The 26,380-nt window shown below is 38.2% G+C and carries 7 protein-coding genes; all 7 read right to left on the reverse strand.

Annotation, left to right across the window (positions count from 1 at the left end; all coding sequences use genetic code 11):
• Positions 1-59: 59 nt before the first annotated feature.
• Positions 60-7,274 carry a T9SS outer membrane translocon Sov/SprA gene (gene sov, locus AC3E9W_RS14540; protein WP_488768888.1) on the reverse strand — a complete coding sequence of 2,405 codons (7,215 nt, stop codon included), beginning with the start codon at positions 7,272-7,274 and terminating at the stop codon, positions 60-62.
• Positions 7,275-7,299: 25 nt separating this feature from the next.
• Entirely contained in the window at positions 7,300-7,881 is a 582-nt protein-coding gene (ruvA, locus tag AC3E9W_RS14545; RefSeq protein WP_306159694.1) for a Holliday junction branch migration protein RuvA, read from the reverse strand.
• 79 nt (positions 7,882-7,960) lie between these two features.
• A complete protein-coding gene (locus AC3E9W_RS14550) occupies positions 7,961-10,252 on the reverse strand; it encodes an NADP-dependent malic enzyme (RefSeq protein WP_488768890.1) in 2,292 nt (763 codons plus the stop codon).
• Between the two features lie 154 nt (positions 10,253-10,406).
• The gene (locus AC3E9W_RS14555) at positions 10,407-10,832 is read right to left on the reverse strand and encodes a CBS domain-containing protein (protein WP_456893779.1); all 426 of its coding nucleotides are present in this window, start codon (positions 10,830-10,832) and stop codon (positions 10,407-10,409) included.
• Between the two features lie 284 nt (positions 10,833-11,116).
• A complete protein-coding gene (locus tag AC3E9W_RS14560; protein WP_488768892.1) occupies positions 11,117-13,204 on the reverse strand; it encodes an OmpA family protein in 2,088 nt (695 codons plus the stop codon).
• 13 nt (positions 13,205-13,217) lie between these two features.
• On the reverse strand, positions 13,218-14,129 hold the full coding sequence (locus AC3E9W_RS14565; RefSeq protein ID WP_488768894.1) for a PorP/SprF family type IX secretion system membrane protein: 912 nt from the start codon (positions 14,127-14,129) through the stop codon (positions 13,218-13,220).
• A gap of 47 nt (positions 14,130-14,176) precedes the next feature.
• A complete protein-coding gene (locus AC3E9W_RS14570; RefSeq protein WP_488768895.1) occupies positions 14,177-26,332 on the reverse strand; it encodes an Ig-like domain-containing protein in 12,156 nt (4,051 codons plus the stop codon).
• Between the last annotated feature and the right edge of the window lie 48 nt (positions 26,333-26,380).

The following is a 26,380-nucleotide window of genomic DNA, read 5'->3' on the forward strand; positions in this document are numbered from 1 at the left end:
TAAAATTATAGCCACAAATGTAATAATCTTCTAATGAAATCTAGTTTAGAAACTAAAAATTAATTTCCGAAATTATAACGAAGCGTGAAACCTGATCTGATATTCGTTAAAGGGAAAGAAGTCGAAATAACTGCTTTCGAGAACGAATGATCATAATAGAATATGGCTGTCAAGTTTTTACTGAAAGCATAATCAGCTGTTAATTTTAAAGTCCAGATATTCTGTCCTGCTGCCAGCTGATTATTATCGTAATCTAAATATCGAACTAACGTCTCATTATTTCTATATGAAAAATCAGCTTTTATATTGATATCACTTTTAATAATTCCAGTTGGATTATCTGCCAATCTTGACGAAATAATTACGTCTTTAAAACGATATCCTACTCCCACAACATATTCTACTCCTCTAACTTCTGTCAATAAATTATTATCAAAACTCATAGACAGTGCACGGTCTTTTTTAACCTCTGTTAATAAACGGAATGAATTTTTCAGCTCAAAATCAACTCGAAGAAGCGGACTAAACTGCTCTACTAAGTTAACGTTAGACATAATCGTTTTATTAAAGAAGTTCGTGTTTACATCCTGTCCTAACGGATTTTCTAAATAATCAAAATTAGACCTAAACTGACTTATCGTGTAAGAAGCTCTATAATTATGCTGCAATGAAAAACGTCTAAAATGATCTTTAAAATACTTATAACGCATTAAACCATTATATTTTACATTCCAGTTTGGAATAGGGAAACTTCTAAAAATACTTGTTGAACTGCTTGAAGCATTTGCTCCCGTATACGCTGCCATGAAAGAAGGCAACAACACTGCTTGATTGCTTTTTGAGAAACCAATAGGATAACCTTCGTTGGCTACATAAATTTTATAATTTGGATCTGTCTCAGCTGGAATCGGATTTTCTGCATCTCCATATCTCGGAATTGGTCCTCCTCCATAATGCTGTTCAGCCAAACGGTTTGCGATAACCAAACGGTTACTTCTGAAATCATCAAATGCTGACGATACCGTTTCTGTACTTGTTGAAAAAGACGTCTTAATCAATACTGTTGAAATAGAAAACATTCCATAAGTATATGGTGACAATGGTAAATACTCACCTGTACTCTGGTCTACACTATATTGTTCTGATGAATTTTCAGAGTACGCTCTATCCATAGCCAAATCGATTTTCAAGTCAGGCAATAAATCGACATTTGCTGTTACTTTTAAAAGCTTGTTGCTTACTTGCGTAAAGTTTTGGTTAAAATTCTGATAACTGGTCAGCCAGCCATTTTTAGCTGCTTCAAAACGCACATCGTCCTGACTACCGAAAACGAATCCTAACGAAGGTTTAGACGTACCAAAGAATCCTACTCCAGGAATATAACCCGGTAAAACTGTACCACTGTTTTTTGTGTAGTTAATCTGAACATTTTTAACGCTCGTTAAAACTCCAATCAAACCATCATAAAAAGGATTACTGCTTGTAACTGGTTTAGCTGTATTTACAATTTTCTCTCCCGGTTTTGGCGGTGCTGCTGGTTTTGCTTTTGCTGGTTTTCCACCCGGAACGAGACCTAAATATTTATACAGCGTATTCATATTTAATGTAGTCGAAAGCGTATTCGAATTGGCATTTTGAACCGTATTTCCTAAATCCCAAGTCACCCCATTCTCTTCATATCTAGACATTGCAAGAGACGACCTTTGCCAATTATAATCGGCCGTATACGAATAAGTAGCTTTTACAAAACTAAAGATTGGAATTTTATTAATTGGAATATCATAGTTTAAAACCAATTGCTGTAAATGCTGATTTGGTATACCAATATCAAAATAATCGTCCCAAATATTAAAGTCTTCTTTAGGCGTGTTATCGTCGTTCAAAAAGTTTCTGACGATATTGTTAGACGCAGCTGTGTAATTTAATTTTAATGATTTAGTCAAATTAAATCCAAAACCATATTGATAATTAAATGCAAAGTTTCTTCTGTAAAGTGGATCAAGACCAATACCCTCAACATCAACTTGTCTGTATTGCTGGCGGTTGCTTTGTCTTAAAATGTTAGTGTTAAACGAAACATTCGAAGGAAGATAATTGATATTAAAATCACTCAACAGTTTCCAATAATCACTTGTTTTCATGAATTTGGTCTGCTTAAATGGCACTACTTCTTTTGGCTGGAAAGTATAAGCATAATTAACAGAAGTATTAGATTGCTCATCATCATAGCTCTCCACTTCATAATCGTGTCGCTCTACCTGATTGTACGATTGAGAGAACGTGAAGTTTTCTACATCATAAACATGCGGCTTTTGTTCTGGTGCTCTATCTTTTCTTACCCCAATAAAATTGATGCTTTTACGCTTTGTATAATCTACTGCACGAGTTCTAATATTGTCTTTTTCTGCTGGATCTGTAGTTTCTGCTATTAATTGATCCAATTTAATATCCTGATTAAAAGGATCATATTCTGGCGTAATAACTTCTTCGCCAATTGCATAATTGAATGGTAGATTAATACCCCATTTTGGAGGAAGCAGTTTCCCTAGATTGATATTGGTCACAATGTTGTACTGCTGAATATCTTCACGATCTCTTTCGTTGGCTCCTTGTTCTAAAGAACCAAAACCAATTGTACTCTTTTTACCAGAGGCAGACAATGTCATCAAATCGGCCATATTGGTATCAACATTTAATAATGCCGCCATACCGCCTTTGTTTTCTAAATCTGACATACGAAGTTCGTTAAACCAAACCTCTCCCATAATATCTTTATGGTTTGCAGCACTTTTTACTCCGACCATTAAATTTCGAACCAAACCAAAATTCGGATTTCCTTTAATACCTAACGTCAGCTTACTATCCTTATCTCCTCCTTCTACACTTGGATCTCGATCGGGATAATATATACCATTTATATCTCTTCTTGGATCATTAGGATCAATTTTCATTCCCAAAATTTTCATTCTAGTCAACAACTCTAAAGCAACGTCTATCTTGTTTTCTTCAAGCCAAACCTGATCTGGACTAATCGTACAAGATCCGCCCGTTCTTGTTACTTTTAACGGAATTTCTATCTGATAGAAGTTCTGCGTAAAATCATTACCAAAACGAATAAATCCAATCATTTCATCGTCTAAAAGAGGCATTTCATTAGGAAGTGATTCTGCGTGAAGGAACATTTTCAGTTTTTTGTACTGACGCATATCAACACTTACATTTTTGAAAACCGCTCTAGAATCTTGATATTCTAATCCACTACCACCAATTCGTACTGCTAAAGACTGCTCATTTTGGTTAATAATTGTATTGTTATTGTAAAGTTGTTCTCTTTGAACGCCTGGTGGAATAACATAATTTACAGGACATTTTGTACCGTTTTCTTGAATGTTTACTGCTGCAACATCAAATTGAGTTCCGTCATTATCTGGATCTGTATCATTTGCATCTAATGTTCCAGTATATTTTCTCCACTCTCCTCTTACTAAATCTAAAGCTCCAAAACGAACTGTCATTTGATCATTAAATCCTGTCATGAACATACGCATGAAACGGATTGATCTAAAATCGCTAATATTTCCGATAGTATTTTGAGGTTTTGAAACAGGAATTTTAAACTGAATCCATCTTGCATTGGTTGAACCTCCATTAGGAAGTTCTACATTTTGAACTTCTCTAATATCTGTAATATAATTTTCTCCAACCTGCATACCTGGTCTTACATCAATACTGTACTCATAATAAGCATTGATTGTACTCATTGTATTATCACGATTGATGTCCTCAACATCTGGAAGCGTTGTAGAACCTCGATTTGGATCGTCTACACTTACAGCAGAGTTTCCTTCTGTTCCATTGTATTTTTTATAACGATTTAAAACCCCTCCATCTGTATTTAAGAAATACTTATAATTATCTGCTGCAGGATCTTCTTCGCCGGCATAGTTCGTATAAATTGATCCTTCTTTTGCATCAGGCAAACCATCTAAACCAACATCCTGATTTTTACGATTGTCTGCATTGGTATCAAAGGCATAAATTAAGGATTGAGATGCTGGCACGTCTCCCCAAATTGGCTGCGGATTTACCATTATCTGATCTGGCCCTAAACCATTTTCATATTGTTTTCTTCCATCTTTCAGAACGTCTTCAGAAACTTCTCCTAAATTGAAATAAATTTTTCCGCTATTAGTTCCTGGAGCTTGCCCATTTCCTACATAAGGATCCAGTACCCAGAACTGAATGTATTCAACATTTCCTTGCTCAAAGTTCGTAGAGTTCAGCGCACGCATAATTCCACCAAAATTAGACGAAGGACTGCTGGCTCCAAAATTAGGATTATTGTTATAAGGCCCTCTATCTGATGGATAATAGGTTAAATCCAACGTATTAATAACTTGAATCTGCCCTTGTGCAATATCTGTATTCGGATAAAGCTCTCTACTGTAAATTCTTCTCGTTGTATTTAAAGATAAATCATCATTAGAAATTCCAGACGGCTTTGAAGTATAAAAAATTGGGTCAATCGTATACCAAGACAGCTTCGCACGTTTGAAGCCATATTCTAATGTATTTGAACTGGCATTGAAAGTATTGTCTGTAGCAGAAGTGATAAACGGTGTTGAAGCCAAACTCCACGCATAAGCCGATCTCATATCGATCGTAGTCTGAGTACCTTCAAAATCATCAATATAAATAGTTGCTTCTCCTTCAAAATCACTTGCTTTTGGGGCATCTGGTTTTAAAAATGCTACTTCTCCACGAATCGAAAGATTAGAAGGAACATCTGTATCAATATTCGGCAATTTATTGGCTAACCTTGTTAAGAATGGAACTTCTGTTGCATAGTTTCCGTTGAAACCAAAAATAGTATTATTTACCGATTCTTGTCCATAACTTGATTTTTGAGTAAAAGGACGTTCTGTCATTTTTAAGAAAGTACCACCTACAACAAATTTTTCAGAAATTTTATGCTCAACATTGAATCCCATAAATCTTCTTGTCTGCTGACCAAAGATTGAATTATTCTCCAACGATACTTCAATTGGAGTATTAGAAGCCTGAAGTGAAGGATCTAATATCTGTACTCTTCCTAATTGGTAATCTACACTATAATCGATACCTTCTACTAAAACTCTTCCTGCGGCTGTTACCACAACAGATCCTTGCGGCACGTTGAATGCACCGATTGGAATACCGTTACTTCCAGACGATTTATATTTTCCTCTTAATAAGAATTTGTTTTTATCACTATCCTGTAATGCACCGGCCTGAGTATTTCTATACATGTTTCTAAATACATATTTCCTCTGATTCGGGTTATAGGTAGTTGGATCATTATAGCTTTCTGCTGAACCAGTAATTTGAAGCTTCTTAAATAAAAGTTCCCCAAAAGGCTCTTTTGTTGTAAATATAATTCTAGCATTCTGCACATCAACAGTTACTCCTGGCACATAATCAAAGAAACCATCTCCGCCTTTTTGTGGATCATTATTATAATTTAACTGATCAAGGTTAAAAACGTTCAATAATGGCGTCTTAGTAATATAATAATTTTTCGGATCTGGATTTACAGGATCATCATCTGGGAAAAGAGTTCCTTGCACTGGCGTAATATAATTTATTGGCGAAGGATCAGTATAAAGAATGTTAAGTCTGAAATCTTCTTGTTTGATTTGATACGCTTGTGGAATTTGGTACACGTTTTTCATCATCAAATTCCAAACTGGATTTTGCACATTTGTTAAACTGCTTTTCAGCATTTTCAAAACCAAACTTTGTGTTACAATGGCCTGATTGGCATTGTTGTTTCCTGTAACTACAGTAGCATCTACACCATCACTTCCGAACTCTCCGACTTGGTATGTTTGTCCACCAACCGTATACTCAAACGCAACTGCTAAAATTTCGTCATTAGCCAAACGCTGTTGCAACGAGATATAACCTAACTGCGGATTAAAAGTAAACTCGTTTGTCGTTAATTTTCTAGCATTTTCTAGAACAGAGTAATCTGTACCTTCATTTACGTTGGTATTATTAAATCCTGATTTTGCAGTTACAATTTCTCTAATATTAGAATTTAAATAACTTCCAGCTCTTCCAATTGTCGCTGGATCGTATTTGTTATTGGTATTGTCAGTTGGAGAATCGATCGGTTTGTTAAAGAAGCCTGTTGGATCTGTAATAACCACAACTTCGTTATCTGGCACACCAGAAACCTGCCCTTCTCCTAAATCCTGAAGCGCAATAATATTTCTTAAGTTATTATTTGATGTTGTAACTCTATTCTGTTTATTGGTTACCCAAACTTCAATCCTTGTAACTTGTACACGGCTGTCAATTAATGGGTAATTTCGAAGAGAAGCATCGTATTTATTTCTAAAGTATTGCGATAAGAAGAAATGTCGGTCATTATCGTAATCTAATGCAAACAAATCGAAGTTTTGCACGGTTCCTCCACCTTCTGCGACTATACTTTTGGTTTGAGACTTCTGTTCTGAGAAAACTCCGGTAACGGTCGTCTTACCAAATTGCAGCTGTGCTTTGACTCCAAATAAACTTTGTGCCCCACGAATTAAGGTACTGTTTAAAGGCATGCTCACGTTACCCACCTCAACTTTCTGAACAATATCGTCTTCTGAAGGAGTGTAAGCTAGTTTAAATAAATTCTGAAAAGCAAATGTAGATTGCGTATCGTAGTTAGCGTTTACTTCTAAACGTGTTCCAATTTTTCCCATTAAACTCATACTGATTCTCTGATCGAAATCAAAAGTCAGGCTGGATCTGTTTCTTGGTGAAAATGATGGATTGTCTTGTTTGGTGTAGCGCATTCCCAAGTCCATCTCAACTGATCCTGTGGGCTTTACATCTATTGTATTACTACCAAAAATACTTTCGAATAAGCTAGAATTGATGTAATATCTTGGCAATAGGTCTTTTTTGGCTGCTTCTGCTCCGGCTTTTTTACCGTCAATGGCATCCATTTTTTGTCTAAAATAATTCCTTCTGGATTCTTTTAGAACTAGATCTTCGTATTCTCGCGGAGTTAAAATTAAAGGGTAATTGATAGAAAAACCATCAACTGAATTGGTGTAAATATAACGATCGGTAATAGGATCGTATCTATAGGCAGAGAGTACGCTTGGAGGATCTTCAAGCTCTATTTTACCTACAGAAAACTGAGTTTTAGTTGTATCTTGTGCTGCCGGTGTGACCTGTGCCCGCAAAACATTACCGCAGAGTAATACCAGCAACAAAATACAAATTTTACGCATAGAATTCTTTTATATAAAATGAAATTTATAAGCTTTTTAAAGCCTTTTTGATAATTGTTTCAACAGTAGCTTCAGGATCTTCTTTTACGATTTTTTCCACTACTTTTTCAGAAGCTTTTCGGACAAAACCTAACACTTCTAGAGCAGATAACGCTTCATCTCGGTTTCTATTGTTTTGAACAGCAAAAACTTCATCTATATCGTACAATTTAACAACTTTTTCCTTTAAATCAAGTATAACCCTTTGTGCTGTTTTGTTCCCAATCCCTTTGATAGACTGGATTACACCAACATCTCCAGATGCAATGGCATTTATAATTTGCTTTGGTTCAATTGACGAAAGCATTGTTCTTGCGATTCCAGCTCCGATTCCTGAAACAGAAAGCAGCATTCTAAAAATTTCACGTTCCGATTTCTCGGCAAAACCGTATAAAGTATGCGCATCTTCTTTAATTTGAAGATGCGTATACAATTTTATATTTTCAGAATTTGGAATTAAAGAGAAGGTATGCAGCGATATATTTACCTGATAACCAACTCCTCCACAATCAATTACAACTTCTGTAGGATTCTTTTCTACTAATCTTCCCTGCAAATGTGCTATCATAGATCTAATTTATTAGTATCAAATATAACAAAAATGACATAAAACTACGACAAATTTGTTCAATCCTTGTTAAGAACGTTTATTGTGTTATTTTATTCTTTTTAATTTCTTTTTCCTGTGCATCAATTACAGCAATTGCCGCCATATTGACCATTTCTTCAACGCTTGCACCCAATTGGAAAATGTGAACTGGTTTGCCCATACCCATCATAATTGGCCCAATTGAATTCACTTTGTACAATTCTTTTAACAATTTGTACGTGATATTTGCTGATTCTAAATTAGGGAAAACTAATGTATTTACTTTTTTTCCTGCTAATTTAGAGAATGGGAATTTCTCTTGAAGCAATTCTGGATTCAAAGCAAAATCTGCTTGAATTTCTCCGTCAACAATCATTTCTGGATGATTTTTATGCAGATAAGCCACTGCTTCTCTCACTTTTGATGCACTTTCGCTTGTTGAAGAACCAAAGTTTGAGAATGAAACCATTGCAATAACAGGCTCAACACCAAACATTTTAGCAGTCTTAGCCGTCATAATGGCAATATTAACAAGGTCTTGAGCAGACGGATTAATATTGATTGCCGTGTCTGATAAGAACATTGGTCCGCGAGACGTAAGCATCATGTTAGTAGTTGCAATTAAAGATGCATTCTGTGCTTTTGGAATCAATTGCATCATTGGTTTTACAACCGAAGGATAACTTCTTGAATGTCCAGTAACTACCGCATCAGCTTCTCCTTCGTTCACCATCATTGCAGCAAAATAGTTTCTTTCGCGCATGAATTTTTCAGCATCCAATTTAGAAACGCCTCTTCTTCCTCTTGTCTCCCAGAATGATTTTGCAAACTTATCACGTCTTGCGGCTTCCTCATCCGTTTTTGGGTCGATAATTTCTAAATCAGCATCAAAACCAAGTTCTTTTTTCAAATCTAAAATTGCTTCTTTATTTCCAAGTAAGATTGGGAATCCGATTCCGTCTTCGTAAACAATTTGAGCTGCTTTTAAAACATTTAATTGATCTGCTTCTGCGAAAACAACACGCTTAGGATTTACTTTAGCGCGGTTGGTAATCAAACGCACCATTTTATTATCGTTACCCATACGTTCCATAAGCTTCTCTTCGTAAGCTGCCCAGTCTGTAATAGGATTTTTTGCCACTCCAGATTCCATTGCCGCTTTTGCAACCGCCGGAGCTACAACCGTAATCAATCTAGGATCGAATGGTTTAGGAATGATATATTCTTGACCGAAACCAAGTTTTGTCGCACCGTAAGCTACGTTTACTTGTTCTGGAACTGGTTCTTTTGCCAAAATAGCTAAAGCTTTTACAGCCGCCATTTTCATTTCTTCGTTGATTTTTGTCGCTCTTACGTCTAGCGCTCCTCTAAAGATATATGGGAAACCTAATACGTTATTTACCTGATTAGGAAAATCTGAACGTCCTGTCGCCATAATAACGTCTTTTCTCGTTTCTACGGCCAAATTATAATCGATTTCCGGGTTTGGATTTGCCATTGCAAAAACAATCGGATTTTCTTTCATAGTTAATAACATTTCTGGTGAAAGAATATCACCAGAAGATAGTCCGATGAAAACATCGGCATCTTTTACAGCATCTGCTAAAGAAATTTTTGCACCGTCGATAGCGTATTTTAACTGTAAATCTGAAAGTGCAGGATTATCTTTTGTTAAAAGTCCTTTACTATTAAACATTAAAATGTTCTTTACTTTTACTCCTAAAGAAACGTATAAATCGGTACAAGCGATTGCAGCCGAACCTGCTCCCGAAACAACCATTTTTACATCTTCAGCTTTTTTTCCTGCTAATTCAAGTGCGTTGATTAAAGCTGCAGAAGAAATAATTGCCGTTCCGTGCTGATCGTCGTGCATTACCGGAATGTCCAATTCTTCAATAAGTCTTCTTTCGATTTCAAAAGATTCTGGAGCTTTGATATCTTCAAGGTTAATTCCTCCAAAAGTAGGTGCAATATTTTTTACAGTCTGAATAAATTCTTCTACATTTTTAGTATCAATTTCGATATCAAAAACGTCAATATCAGAGAATATTTTAAACAATAAACCTTTTCCTTCCATTACTGGTTTTCCTGCTTCTGGACCAATATCTCCAAGTCCTAAAACAGCTGTACCGTTTGAAATTACGGCTACTAAATTTCCTTTTGCTGTATATTTATAAACGTCTTCTACGTTTTCTGCAATTGCTAAACATGGCTCTGCAACTCCTGGCGAATAGGCCAATGATAAGTCTCTCTGTGTTGCGTATTTTTTTGTTGGAACTACCTGAATTTTTCCTGGAGTTGGCTCTGCGTGGTACAGTAACGCTTCTCTTTTTTTACTCTCTTTGTTCATTTTTTTAGCTTTTATTCTAGCTTACAAAGATATAAGTCTTGTTTTAAAATGGCGTCTTTTTAGCGTTTTCTTTTCCGAAAATCTATTTGGATAAATAAAAAAAGTCCAATAGAAATTGGACTCGTTTTGAATTTTTATCTTTTTTAGATACCGTTTATTGAGAAATATAAGAATTCAAATGGTTGATTGTGTCTTTCTGAATTTCTATAATTGCCTTAACCACATCACTGATTGAAATTATTCCAATCACGACTCCATCTTCCAAAACAGGCAGGTGTCTGATTCTTTTTTCGCTCATAAGTTCCATACAATCTTCGATATTATTTGAAAGTTTTACTGTAAAAACATTACTTTCCATAATCTCATGAACAAAAGTTTCTTTGGAAGATTTATCCTTTAGAACAATTTTTCGGGCATAATCTCTTTCAGACAATATTCCTTTTAGATTATTATCGTCGATAACCAAAATTGCCCCAATGTTTTTTTCTCCCATAACTTTTAACGCATCATAAACCGTTAAATTGGAGAAAATAGAATATACATTTCTTCCCTTTGCTTTAAGTATTTGATCTACAGTCATAATGAAAAATTTTTAGATCAATAAAGTTATAACAAAAAGAAACACAATCTACAGCGAAATCGATTTTTTAAAAACATAACTAATTCATTTTAAATATAATAACACAAAAACCAAATTTTCAACATTATAGTGTAAAGAATGAATTTGTTTAGAATGCTTTTTTGAGAAAAATTAGATTTTTTAACAACCAACAAGTAACTCCTAGCGGGGTTATTTTTGTAAACATAAAAAACCCTTTTCTAAAATCTAGAAAAGGGTTTTTATAAATTAAAAAGTTTTATTGGTTACATATCTACCACAATAAACTCGCTTCGTCTGTTTTGCTGATGCTGTTGTTCAGTACATTTTACACCATCTGCACATTTATTTGTTAATTGTGTTTCTCCGTATCCTTTAGCTGTTAATCTGTTTGGATCAACTCCTTTGCTTATTAACCAATCTCTTGTCGATTGTGCTCTTTTGTCTGATAAAACCTGATTGCTTTCAGAAGAAGAACGGCTGTCTGTATGAGAACGAATATCTAATTTTAGCTTTGGATATTGATTTAATGCTCCAACAACTTTTAATAATTGAGGCTCTGATGATTTTTTGATTGTTGACTTTCCTAAATCAAAAAAATTCATCGGGATATGAAGCAATTTTACTAAATCTGATCCAATATTAATGTTTGCAATTTTTACTGGTTTAACATAAACCTTATTTACTGCGATTGGCTTAGCTACAATTGGTTTAACGATTTTTTGAAGTTCAATTGGCAAGTCTGTTTTTCCATTTTCTTTCTTTAATGTAATGGAAACATCTTTACGGTTAAAATCTTCTTTAACAACTCTTATAGCATATTTTTTTCCGCATTTTACTTTATTAAAGACATAATTTCCTTTTTCGTCCGATTCGATACTTTGCAAAGTATTGAAGTTTTCATCAAATAAAATAAGCGATGCATTTGCTACAATTGCATTAGATTCTGCATCTGTAATTATTCCCGAAAGCTCTTGTTCGCAAACTAGTCTTTTTATTTCTGTAAATCTATAAATGTCGTCTAATCCATGTGCATTTTCACGATTTGAAGAGAAAAATCCGTTTCTATTTTTACTGTCAATTGTAAAAGCAAAATCATCCTGTTTCCCGTTTACAGGTTGTCCTACATTTTGAACATCATCAAATGTTCCGTCTTCATTTATTTTGGTTACATATATATCGAGACCTCCTAAACCTGGGCGTCCGTCTGAAGAAAAATATAATTCATTCTCTTCTGAAACAAATGGAAAAGTTTCTCTTCCTTCTGTATTAATAATCGCTCCTAAATTTTCTGGAGTGCCAAAGTTTCCGTCTGCATTTATATTCACTTTATAAATATCCGATTCTCCTAAAGTTCCAGGCATGTCTGATGCAAAATACAATACTTTTTCATCTGGACTTAAAGCAGGATGGGCTGTACTATACTGATTGCTGTTAAATGGCAATTCTTTTTCGTTTTTCCATTCTCCATCTACAAGTTCTACTTTGTACAGTTTCAATAATGTTACGCTCTTACTATTTTCTCCCCTTTTTCCATCTGTAAAATTATTTCTAGTAAAATACATTGTACGCCCATCTTTTGTAAAAATAGGAGACGATTCATTGTATTTCCCGTGGTCCTTTTTACGGAAAGGTTTTATTTTTCCGATGCTTCCATCTGGCAGTAAATCTGCTGTATAAAATTTAGAAAATGATTTGTTGGTCCATTTAAAATTAGTTTTAGTAATGGTACCTGTATCTCTCGCAGATGTAAAAATAATTTTATTGTCAAAAACGGTTCCTCCATAATCTGAAAATTCAGAGTTAACACCAGCATCTGCAATTTCAAAACGACCAGAATTTGATTTAATTTCTGCCAGGTAATTTTTTTCATTTCTAACCAAAGCCGCTCTATTCTGTGATGCTGCCTTTTGATTGAAAGCTTCTAAAACTTCGTCTGCCCTTTCGTAATGCCCAACAGATTTTAGCGCTTGTGCATATCGATATAAATACTCTGGCGATTGTTCTTTATTTATTCTATACAATTCTCCATACCATTTTTCGGCATTTCTTAAATCCCCAATAAAATAATATGAATTGCCCAGTTTTTGAAGCAACTTTTCATCAAATTTTGCTTTTTTCATTACATGTTTGTAGGCCTTTATGGCATCTACATACTCATAATCATCGTATTTTTTATCAGCTTTGCTTATTAGTTTTTCGTATTCTTTTTTTTCTTTCTCTTCTTTTTTTGCAAGTTTTGCCTGCTTGCTGCTCTTAGCTTTCTCTTCTTTGCTAACAGCTTTTGTCTGTGCGCTTATCTGGAAAAAAAAGCTTATCAATAAAAGGGTGTATCCTATTTTTTTAATTTTCATACCGGGCATTTATTTAGAAGAATCTTGGCGATATCATTTTATTGTAATTATTGAAAAACTCAAAACGAAGGAAAATTTCGTGCGATCCAGAATTGTATTTTCTCAATCTTGTCGTTTCATGATCATAACCATAACCTATATACATTCCTTTGGTCACTTGAAATCCTGCCATGGCACTAACTGATGCACTCCAGCGATAAGCAAGACCTAAAACAAATTTATCATTAAACATAAAGTTTCCAGAAACGTCAACCTGCAACGGAGCTCCTTCTACCATTTTTATCATTGTGGCTGGTTTGAACTTAATATATTCTAAACGATCCAAGTTAAATACATAACCCGCTATTAAATAGTAATTGATTTTATCTTTAAAAATGGCTACATCATCCGCGTCATAACGATTACTTTCAATAAAGTTTGGAACAGATAACCCAACATAAGCACGATCTGAATGAAAATAAACTCCGGCTCCAACATTCGGAGAAAACTTGTTTCTCAAATTTTGAAACTGCTGATCGTCTTGATCTTCCATGCTCAATTTATTAATATCGATATTAAACAGGTTAGCCGTACCTTTTATACCGAAAGATAAATTCCATGTTGGTGAAGTTGGGATTGTATAAGACAAATCTGCCGATAAGGTATTCTCTGTTGTAGGTCCGATTTTGTCATTTACCAAAGAAACACCAAGCCCTAAATCACTATTACTTAAAGGTGTATTTACAGAAAATGTGCTGGTTTGAGGCGCACCATCTAATCCAACCCATTGGGTGCGATACAATCCGAAAACGCTCAAGACTCCTCTAGAACCTGCGTAGGCTGGATTGACTTCGATTGTATTGTACATATATTGCGTAAACTGTGCGTCCTGCTGCGCATGCGACACAATCGAAAAAAACACAAAAACTAAAATTAACTTTTTCATTTTTAAAGCTTTATAACGGCTTAGCCTAAACTAAGCCGTAATCCATTTTATTTATTAAGGTATAAGTAACCAGATTCTTGGTGAGATGCGTTAGCACTATCATTGTATTTCAAAATGTAGAAATACGTTCCAACAGGCAGCCCTTCTGTTTGCTTAATTGTCGAACGTCCGTTAGAATACCCAACAAAAGCTCGGTCTGTATTGTTATATTGATCGATACTGAAAACCAAAACTCCCCAACGATTGTAAATCTCAACTGTATTATTTGGATAACATTCAATTCCTCGGATATAGAATCTTGCGTTTTTGCTGTCTCCATTTGGAGAGAAAGCATTCATTACTTTTATTGAACATCCATTTAAATCTAAGACTGTAGGATTATCGCCATCATTGTGCAAATCGTCTGACTGATCTTCTACCTCTACGCCTCTTAAACTACTTCCTTTTACAGTTGCTTGATTGCTTACGCTACCTTTATTAATATCTTCCTGAGTTATTTTGTAAACTGCTGTAAAATTCGATTCATTCGATTCATTTATTCCTAAATTAATTGCTTGTCCCGAAACTACAACTCCTGGTAAAGGGTCACTTATTGTTACTCCAGTAAGTGGCACATTTCCTGTATTGGTTACTGTAAATTTATATGTGATTGTTTCACCTGCATTTGCAAAACCACTCTTATTTTCATCATTAAATACCGCCGTTTTAACTATCGCAATCGCAGGAACTTCAACAAAAACAGTTAATACCCCTGTTGAACAATTTAATGGATTTGCTTTTTCGCAAACCTGATATGTTAACGTATACGTATTTCCTGGTGTGTTTGGTTTTACGCTCACTGTTCCGTCTGCATTCCACTCAAAATAAGCATCAGGAATTACTGGTTTAATAATAACATCCGCCGGATTAATTGGCTGTCCGTTAATCAAATCATTATCTAAAACATTTACAAATTCTATAGAACCGTTGATTCCGTCTACGCTAATATTAGTATCATTTCCTAAAGTAATCTCATTTGGCACTGAAGGTTCAACTGGATCAACACTGTTTACAACTGTAATTTTCACTACTGCTGTTGCGCTGCAATTTGATGTATTGGTTGCATCACAAATTTGATAAGTAACTTCATAAACTCCATTTGGAGTATTCGAAGCCATACTTATTGATCCATCTGCATTCAAAGTCACATTTGGATTAGATACAACAGTTGTTAAAACAACATCTGATGGGTTTGGTTTTACTCCGTTTAAAAAGTCATTAGTGAAAATATTAACTGAAGCAGTCGCTCCTTTTTTCACATCAATTGGTCCATCCTCATCATTATTTGCAATAATTGAGAATGTCGGACGTGCATTACATCCTGCTGTAGCAGCTGGATACGCTACAGAAACGGTTACTGTTGGATTTACTGAGAATTCGATTTTCACTCCATTTCTAGTAAGTTCAAAACCGTCAGCACCTTCTGTCCATTGTCCATTATTTAAAATCCAACCTGGCCAGTCTACTCCATTTCCGTTTGCATCAACTATCGCACCAGGCCAAATAACATTTCCGCTTAATGGTAAATTAGTTTGTGTTGCCACAACATTATTAGCACTATCAATCCATTTAATTGTCAATTGATTATTAGCTGCGAAATTATCTGGTGTTACCTTATAATTCACATAAGGAACATTGTTCGAGCAATAACTGTTTGCTTCTACCGTCATCGTTGGTTCTGCTACACTTACGTTTACAACATTTGAACTGCAGTTTGATGTATTTAACTTATCGCAAATTGAATAAGTCAATTCATAATTACCCGCAGGTGCATTAGGCGCAAGAATTGCATTTCCGTTTGCATCCAATGTTAAATATCCTTTTGGATCAGCAACCGTCACATTAAGAATTACATCTGATGGAACAAGAGCATTTCCGTCTTTAGTGTCATTTGCAAAAACATTGATTAATGTCTGTGGAACGTTTATTCCAACTGCTGATGGCACAGCATCTATATTTGCAACAATAATGCTTTCAACCGTCACTCTTACTGTATTTGAACTACAGTTTCCTGCATTTAATTTCTCACAGATTGTGTAAGTAACTTCATAATCTCCTGCTGGCGCATTGGCTCCTATAGTTACGCTACCGTCAGGGTTAATCGTTAAATACCCCTTTGGATCTGGTGTAACATTCAGATTTACATCTGATGGATTTAATGCCACTCCATTTTTAGTATCATTTGTAAAAATGTTAACTCCTAAATTCTTAGATGTGCTTGATGTTTTAACCGATGCAATATCATCTGAGTTTGCAATCAATGTTCCGTTATTTACTGCCACTTTTGAAATCGCTGTATCACAGTTTGAAGGATTGCTAATCTCACAAATACTGTACTCCACATCGTAAATCCCTGATGGCGTATTTGCTCCAACAGTTACAGTTCCGTCTGCATTTAATGTCAATCCTGTTGGAACGTTTACTGCTGTTAGTTTTACCTGACCTGCAAGTGTTCCAATAACAGCCTGATTGCCATTTAATGTATCATTACCAATTACTGAAGTCGTAGTTGTTCCTCCAAGGCTTCCGTTGATTGATGGCGTCAAAGTTTCTTCTACTGCATCAATTACATAAAGATCTACTGTCACTCTTACTGTATTTGAACTACAGTTTCCTGCGTTTAATTTCTCACAGATCGTGTAAGTAACTTCATAATCTCCGGCTGGAGGATTAGCTCCTAAAGTAACACTACCATCTGGGTTAATTGTTAAGTATCCCTTTGGATCTGGCGTAACAGTTAGATTTACATCTGATGGATTTAGCGGTGCTCCATTTTTAGTATCATTCGTAAAAATATTCACACCTAAATTCTGTGCTGTCTCTGATGGTTTAACAGATGGAATATCATCTGAATTCGCAATCAAAACACCATTATTTACCGCAACTTTTGAAATCGTAGTATCACAGTTTGAAGGGTTAGTAATTTCACAAATACTATATTCAATCTCGTAAACCCCTGATGGTGTATTTACAGCAACAGTTACTGTTCCGTCTGCATTTAATGTTAATCCCATTGGAACGTTTACTGGTGTTAATTTAACCTGACCTCCAAGTTGTCCTATGACAGCTGGATTGGCGTTTAATGTATCATTATCAATTACTGAAACTGTAGTCGTTCCACCAATGCTTCCGTTTATAGATGGCGTTAACGTTTCTGCAATCGCATCAATGATAGGTGTACCTACTGTAACGGTAACCGTGTTTGATTTGCAGTTGTCTGGGTTCAGCTTCTCGCAGATTGTATACGTAAGTTCATAATCGCCAGCTGGAGGGTTAGCTCCTAGCGTTACCGTTCCGTCAGGGTTCAGCGTCAGATAGCCTTTTGGATCTGGCGTTGATTCCGTCAAGGTAACATCTGAAGGGTCAAGCTTCGCTCCGTTTTTAGTGTCATTGTCCAAAACATTAACGCCTAAATCCTGAGGCGCATTTGAACCCGCAACAGATGGGATCGTGTCTGCATTGGCAACCAGATCTCCAACTGTAACAGGAACCGTAATGGTCACCGAGTCGCAGTTGCCTGAATTTGTATTGTCGCAGATTCTGTATTCCACGCTATAATTTCCTTTTGGAGTGTTTGGAGCAACTGTGATTGTTCCGTCCGTAGTATTAAGTGTCAATCCTGCTGGCAATGTCCCAACAATGCTGATTGTAACTTCTCCCGGATCGGCTCCAATAGTGAATGCTTTTCCGTTTAAGGTATCATTGCCAGTTAGGGCTAATGTCGTTCCTCCGATATTTCCATTGATCGGATCAATCGTATCGGCAACTGCATCAATCGCAGGAAGATCCACCGTAACGGTAACCTTATTTGATTTGCAGTTGTCTGGGTTCAGCTTCTCGCAGATTGTATACGTTAATTCGTAAGTTCCCGCTGGAGGGTTAGCTCCTAGCGCTACCGTTCCGTCAGGATTCAGCGTCAGATAGCCTTTTGGATCTGGCGTTGATTCCGTCAAGGTGACATGTGAAGGGTCAAGCTTCGCTCCGTTTTTAGTGTCATTGTCCAAAACATTAACGCCTAAATCCTGAGGCGCATTTGAACCCGCAACAGATGGGATCGCGTCTGCATTGGCAACCAGATCTCCAACTGTAACAGGAACCGTAATGGTCACCGAGTCGCAGTTGCCTGAATTTGTATTGTCGCAGATCCTGTATTCTATGCTGTAATCTCCTTTTGGAGTGTTTGGAGCAACTGTAATTGTTCCATTTCCGTTCAGTGTCAATCCTGCTGGCAGTGTCCCGACAATGCTGATCGTAACTTCTCCCGGATCGGATCCGATAGCAAATGGTTTTCCGCCTAATGTATCGTTTCCTGTCAATGCGATTGTCGTTCCTCCGATATTGCCATTGATCGGATCAATCGTATCGGCAACTGCATCAATCGCAGGAAGATCCACCGTAACGGTAACCGTATTTGATTTGCAGTTGTCTGGGTTCAGCTTCTCGCAGATTGTGTACGTTAATTCGTAAGTTCCCGCTGGAGGGTTAGCTCCTAGCGTTACCGTTCCGTCAGGATTCAGCGTCAGGTATCCTTTTGGATCTGGCGTCGATTCCGTCAGAGTGACATCTGCAGGATCAAGCTTCGCTCCGTTTTTAGTGTCATTGTCCAAAACATTGACGCCTAAAGTCTGAGGCGCATTTGAACCCGCAACAGATGGGATCGCGTCCGCATTGGCAACCAGATCTCCAACTGTAACAGGAACCGTAATGGTCACCGAGTCGCAGTTGCCTGAATTTGTATTGTCGCAGATTCTGTATTCCACGCTATAATTTCCTTTTGGAGTGTTTGGAGCAACTGTGATTGTTCCGTCCGTAGTATTAAGTGTCAATCCTGCTGGCAATGTCCCAACAATGCTGATTGTAACTTCTCCCGGATCGGCTCCAATAGTGAATGCTTTTCCGTTTAAGGTATCATTGCCAGTTAGGGCTAATGTCGTTCCTCCGATATTTCCATTGATCGGATCAATCGTATCGGCAACTGCATCAATCGCAGGAAGATCCACCGTAACGGTAACCTTATTTGATTTGCAGTTGTCTGGGTTCAGCTTCTCGCAGATTGTATACGTTAATTCGTAAGTTCCCGCTGGAGGGTTAGCTCCTAGCGCTACCGTTCCGTCAGGATTCAGCGTCAGATAGCCTTTTGGATCTGGCGTCGATTCCGTCAGAGTGACATCTGCAGGATCAAGCTTCGCTCCGTTTTTAGTGTCATTGTCCAAAACATTGACACCTAAAGTCTGAGGCGCATTTGAACCCGCAACCGATGGTATTGTGTCCGCATTGGCAACCAGATCTCCAACTGTAACAGGAACCGTAATGGTCACTGAATCACAGTTTGTTGGATTAGCTCCAACTTCACATATTGTATATTCTATAATATAATCTCCTTTTGGCGTGTTTGGAGCAACTGTAATTGTTCCATTTCCGTTCAGTGTCAATCCTGATGGCAATATTCCCACAATGCTGATCGTAACTTCTCCTGGATCGGATCCGATAGCAAATGGTTTTCCGCCTAATGTATCGTTGTCTGTCAATACTATTGTCGTTCCTCCGATATTGCCATTGATTGGATCAATTGTATCTACTAATGCATTAATTTCATTTTTCACCACAACCGTAGCGCTTGCCTGGTCGCAGTTCGATGGCGATGCGCCGTTCTCGCAGATCTGGTACACCACCGTATAGGTTCCAGAAGGGGTATTGGCATTCACTGCAATGGTCCCGTCCGATGTGTTTAAGGTCAAGCCCGATGGAACGGTGATTCCTGTTAGGGTAACCTGTCCTGCGTCGTTTCCGATCACAAAGGCTTTTCCGTCAAGGGTGTCGTTTGCCGTTACGCTTGCAGTGCTGTTTCCTGCGCTTACCTCAGGAGCGCTGAAGTCATCTTCTTTGGCATCAATTCCATTTTTCACCACAACCGTAGCGCTTGCCTGGTCGCAGTTCGATGGCGATGCGCCGTTCTCGCAGATGCGGTACACCACCGTATAGGTTCCCGAAGGGGTATTGGCATCTACTGCAATAGTACCGTCTGATGTGTTTAAGGTCAAGCCTGATGGAACGGTGATTCCCGTTAGGGTAACCTGCCCTGCGCCGTTTCCGATCACAAAGGCTTTTCCGTCAAGGGTGTCGTTTGCCGTTACGCTTGCAGTGCTGTTTCCTGCGCTTACCGCAGGAGCGCTGAAGTCGTCGTCTTTGGCATCAATTCCATTTTTCACCACAACCGTAGCGCTTGCCTGGTCGCAATTCGATGGCGATGCGCCGTTCTCGCAGATGCGGTACACCACCGTATAGGTTCCCGAAGGGGTATTGACATCTACTGCAATAGTACCGTCTGATGTGTTTAAGGTCAAGCCTGATGGAACGGTGATTCCCGTTAGGGTAACCTGCCCTGCGCCGTTTCCGATCGCAAAGGCTTTTCCGTCAAGGGTGTCGTTTGCCGTTACGCTTGCAGTGCTGTTTCCTGCGCTTACCGAAGGAGCGCTGAAGTCGTCGTCTTTGGCATCAATTCCATTTTTCACCACAACCGTAGCGCTTGCCTGGTCGCAGTTCGATGGCGATGCGCCGTTCTCGCAGATCTGGTACACCACCGTATAGGTTCCCGAAGGGGTATTGGCATCTACTGCAATGGTCCCGTCTGATGTATTTAAGGTCAAGCCTGATGGAACAGTGATTCCCGTTAGGGTAACCTGCCCTGCGCCGTTTCCGATCGCAAAGGATTTTCCGTCAAGGGTGTCGTTTGCCGTTACGCTTGCAGTGCTGTTTCCTGCGCTTACCGCAGGAGCGCTGAAGTCATCTTCTTTGGCATCAATCGCATTGGCAACTACAACCGTAGCGCTTGCCTGGTCGCAATTCGATGGCGATGCGCCGTTCTCGCAGATGCGGTACACTACCGTATAGGTTCCCGAAGGGGTATTGGCATTTACTGCAATAGTCCCGTCTGATGTGTTTAAGGTCAAGCCCGATGGAACGGTGATGCCTGTTAGGGTAACCTGTCCTGCGCCGTTTCCGATCGCAAAGGATTTTCCGTCAAGGGTGTCGTTTGCCGTTACGCTTGCAGTGCTGTTTCCTGCGCTTACCGCAGGAGCGCTGAAGTCATCTTCTTTGGCACATATTACAGAATTAATTACTGCATTTGCTGATGATTCTGAAGTACAACTACCTAAAGTAGCAGTTAAAATATATGATCCTGTCGGGGCTGTAACTTTTGAGCCAACTATTGTAACATCTGTCGATGGAGTAATTGAGTAACTATATGAAGCGTTATAATTTGTTATCTCAAAACTTCCATTTGGTGTAGAACATGTAGCCTGCGTAAATGAACCTAATGTCGGTACATCTGGCATTGGGTTTACCGTTACCGAAGCTGGCGTTGAAGCCACGCTCTGGCATCCGTTACCATCCGTTACACGAACTGTATAGCTTCCTGATGTCGAAACTGTGATTGACTGGGTTGTTGCCCCTGTAGACCACAAGTTGCCCGTTGCATAGTTTGACGTAAGAGTCACGCTTCCGCCAGAACAGAAAGTTGTCGCGCCTCCCGCACTGATGCTTGGAGCAGCAGGAAGAGGATTCACTGTTACCGAAGCCGCCGCAGAAGCTGCGCTTGTGCACGTTCCGTTATTGAACGTAACCGTATATGAACCGTCTGTAGCAGCAGTATAAGTCGAATTGGTTGCGCCCGTAATGGCAGATCCGTTTCTGAACCACTGGTTTCCTGATGAAGCAGATGAAGTAAGAACCACATTTCCGCCAGAACAGAAAGTTGTCGCACCTCCCGCACTGATGCTTGGAGCAGCAGGAAGAGGATTAACTGTTACCACTGTTGCTGTCGAAGCTGCGCTTGTGCATGTTCCATTATTGAATGTAACAGTATAAGAACCGTCTGTAGCAGCAGTATAAGTCGAATTGGTTGCCCCCGTAATGGCAGATCCGTTTCTGAACCACTGGTTTCCTGATGAAGCCGATGAAGTAAGAACCACATTTCCGCCAGAGCAGAAAGTTGTCGCACCTCCCGCACTGATGCTCGGAGCAGCAGGAAGAGGATTAACTGTTACCACTGTTGCTGTCGAAGCTGCGCTTGTGCATGTTCCATTATTGAACGTAACCGTATATGAACCGTCTGCAGCAGCAGTATAAGTCGAATTGGTTGCCCCCGTAATGGCAGATCCGTTTCTGAACCACTGGTTTCCTGATGAAGCCGATGAAGTAAGAACCACATTTCCGCCAGAGCAGAAGGTTCTTGGAGTTGTTGTTGTGATGTTCGGAGCCGCAGGAAGAAGGTTCACTGTTACCGTCCCTGTTATGGTAGCTTCTGTACATGGAGCAGTATGTCCAGCTGTTGTTATGGTATAAGTTCCAGATGCTGTAGGAGTTCCTGAAATTGTTACTGTTTTTGCAATAGTATTAACATTAGAACTTAATCCTGCTGGTAAATTTGTAACAATAGCATTTGTTGCGCTTCCTCCAAAAGTATAAACAGTAGTTGGCATTGCCGATCCATTACAAACTGGTGGATTTTGTGTGCCACTTGTCAGTACAATTGTAGAAGCATTATTAATAACTGCTGTAACTGCAATTCTAGATGATGCAGGACAACCAGCTGCTGAAATGACATCGACATAATAAGTTGTTGTAGCTGATAAACTTGGTGTTGCAAAGCTTCCGCCTGTTCCTAATATAGTCGTACTAGTTGGAGATGCATACCAATTAATAGTCGCCCCTGAAGATGCAGAAGCCGATAAAGTAACAGATCCTGTACCACATCTAGAAGCTTCAGTAGTTGAAGTAATAGTAGGTATAGTATTTACAGTTGCTCTAACTTCTGTTCTAGCAGAAGTACAACCATTATCTGTTGCATCAACATAATACGATGTTGATGTGGATATACTTGGAGTCGTAAAAGTTGTTCCACTTCCTAGAGAAGTTGTACTAGTTGACGAAGCATACCAGTTTATAGTTCCTGAAGACGCAGTAGCTCCTAAGGTAACTGTCCCTGTTCCACATCGTGAAGCAGGCGTATTTCCTGTAATTGTCGGTCTTGGATTAATAACAAAATTTGTCGCAGTCCTACAACTAGAATTAGCAATACAACTAGCATAATATGTTGTTGTACCTGGTGTATTTGTATTTACCAAACCAGAATTAGTTACTCCTACTGGACTAAAAGAATAACCTGTATAAATTGGTGAACCTCCTGTTGATGTTGTATACCATTCTACTCCTTCAAGTGTATAACTTACTGTCATCTGTATATAAGAAACCGATGCTGTAATAGTGCCAACAATTCTATTTAAAGTTGCGGATAAGGCAACTCCGAAACTTGCTGCATTAACATTCGCAGGGGTTAAAGTAGTACCCCACAAATCTGTTTCTCCTCCATAATTAGATGAAGCTGTGTTATCAGCTGACCAAGAAGTATTTATTCTTTTATTATCGCCAGTAATATTAGTGCCAGTTTTTATTAAACTTACAACATTATCTGTAACATAATTACCAATATTTGAACTTCCAAAACGACCAATTGTAACTGAAATTCCTTTAATTGTAGCATTTGTCGGAATTAAAAAACCAAAATTGTTTGCTATTAGATATCTAGTTGTACTACTGCTATTACTATTAATACTCGCAGTAGCATTACCAGAACCATTGTCAATGTTTGATGGATTCGACCAATTATTTCCACTACCATTTGTACTTCCTTTTCCTTTTTTTGATTCAGAAGTAATTGAAACCGTACAAGTTGATGTAGCTGTTAATGTTCCTGTGCCATCTTGACAAATAGTTACTCCAGTCGTTGTTGGTGCACCAGTAACTGGATTAATTACAATACCAGTACTTGCAGCCGAAGTACATCCTTGTGCATTTGTTGTAGTTACTTTATAAGTACCCGGTACTAAGCTTGGAAAAGCACCTGTTGTATTAGTTATTGGTGCTGTTACAGGATTTGTTCCAGTTAGTGTATAACTTATATTTGGGCCGTTAGCTGGACTAGTAACTCTAATAGTTCCTGTTGGTGTTGCACAACTCGGTTGGGTAGTTGTTACTGTAGGAGCAGCTGGTAATGCTAAAACTGTTATATCATCAGCAGTAGTACTGTTACCAGCAAAATTTACTCCAGGAACACGAGCCTGAGCCGCACCTTCATAAGTTCTATTAGCAGTACCATATCCATTCGTATATGCAGTAATTCTTCTAGTTGAGTTTGTAGTTGTACGTGTTGGATCTAAATATAAGGCCTGTGCATCTGAACTGTAGGTACCTGCATTAATAGATGCCACTACTTTTCCAATCAAAGTTATAGTGACAACACCATTCTTAGCAATATTAAATCCTCCAAATAATGGATTATTTCCTGTAGAAGTATTAGATAAAGCTCCTGCAGGTCCTGAAGCATCTGCTGAGTAAGTTGCTGTAGCTGAATCAAATTCAATTCCTGTTGGAAATTTAAAATCCAAAAGCACACCTGCAGCATTTCCTGATCCAGTGTTATTTATTTGAATTTCATAAGAAATTTTTTCATCAATAGAATTACAAACTGATGTCGTTGTTAATGTTTTTACTTTAGTTTCTAAAACAGGAAAACAGTTTGCATTAACCTGCAAATTTGCTGGTATATCTGCAACTGTAAAAGTCGATGTGTATCCATCTGTACCATTTTGAGCACCATGAGGAATTCCCGCTCCAGCGTTAGATTTACCAGCAGCACCTCCAAGAACACTCGATGTAATAGTTACTGTCCCCGACAAGTTATGACAGATGATTCCACCACCACCACCACCACCAGGTCCGTGTTCATTATTGGCATCATTTTCTGTATTTCCTCCGTTTCCTCCATTTGCTTGAATGGTAATATTTGAGGTACTGTTATTAGAAACATTCAACAAAACAGTTCCTCCTGCACCACCACCACCAGCTCCATCTGGTGAACCAGAATACGTACCAGGTGCTCCATTTCCTCCATTAGCATATATAGCTCCATTTCCTAAAACATTTCCTGCATTAACAAGGATTATGGCTCCTCCAACACCACCTTTTACTCCACTAGAAGCATCATTGGCATCACCGGCTCCTCCTCCTCCACCCATGATAAGTCTTGGAAACGCAGTAGTTGTAATAAAAGATTTAGAACCTGGTCTTCCTCCTCCAGTAAGATTATTAGAGAAAGCATCTCCACCTCCGCCTTGCCATCCAGCACCACCGAGACCACCAAATCCTCCATTACCACCACCTCCTCCACCGGAGTTGTGGTCATTTCCACCTCCTCCAGCGTTGGCTGCAGCTCCTCTTCCTGATGATCCAACTGGTAGTCCTTCAGTCGGATTTACCACCTGATTAAAACCATCCCACATATATTTTGGAGTTCCCGCTATTCCTTCTCCTTTACCTGAAATTTTATCGTCAGTGTATTCTCCTACGTAAGTTGAAGAATTATTTGCTCCCGAACCTGCTCTTGGACTATATCCTCCTCTAAAACCTCTGGCAGTTCCATTAATACTGTATCCAGCAAAATTGAATGTTCCTGAAACATTAAAGGCAATAACACCACCCGCAACGCCGTTAAAAGGCGGCGTGCTAATATTACCTGTCAGTGTTAAATTAGAGTACTGAGGCACTCTAATAACCTGAAATGTCCTTTTCCCTCTTGATGCAGTAGCATCAGCATTAAAAAAACTATTTAGGATTCCTCCATTTGTACCTGTTCCTTTAAACGTCAAATTCCCTCCACTTAGGGGGACGTTATTTGTAGCAATTACATATTCAAATATACCTGTATTTCCAAGAGATGTAAAACCTGTTCCACCTAAAAGATCGGGTCCACTACTGGTTGTTCCCGATCCATAAGCTCTTGTATCTGAATAATCTATCGTAGCATCCTGCATTTGAATAATCAAAATCAAATCTCCAGCAGCAATTGGAACTGTTCCAAAACTATTTAAATGCTGATCAGTTGCTGGCACAGCAGCTAAAAATACAGATTGCGCCCCCGCTCCCATTGTAACATTACCAGTAATTGGATAATAAGTATTTACAGAACTAGAAACAGCAATAGGACCATCAACTCCAGGAGTTCCACAGACTTGTGCAGATAACGAAAGCGATGTTAATGTTAATAATAAAATAAGAAAATTTAGTCTAGAAAATCTAGACCGATTAAAAGTAAAGTTACGCATAGACAACTTGGGTTTGTGGAACAGAAATTTCATTTGCTAAAAAACGGA

The organism is Flavobacterium sp. 38 (assembly GCF_057799715.1).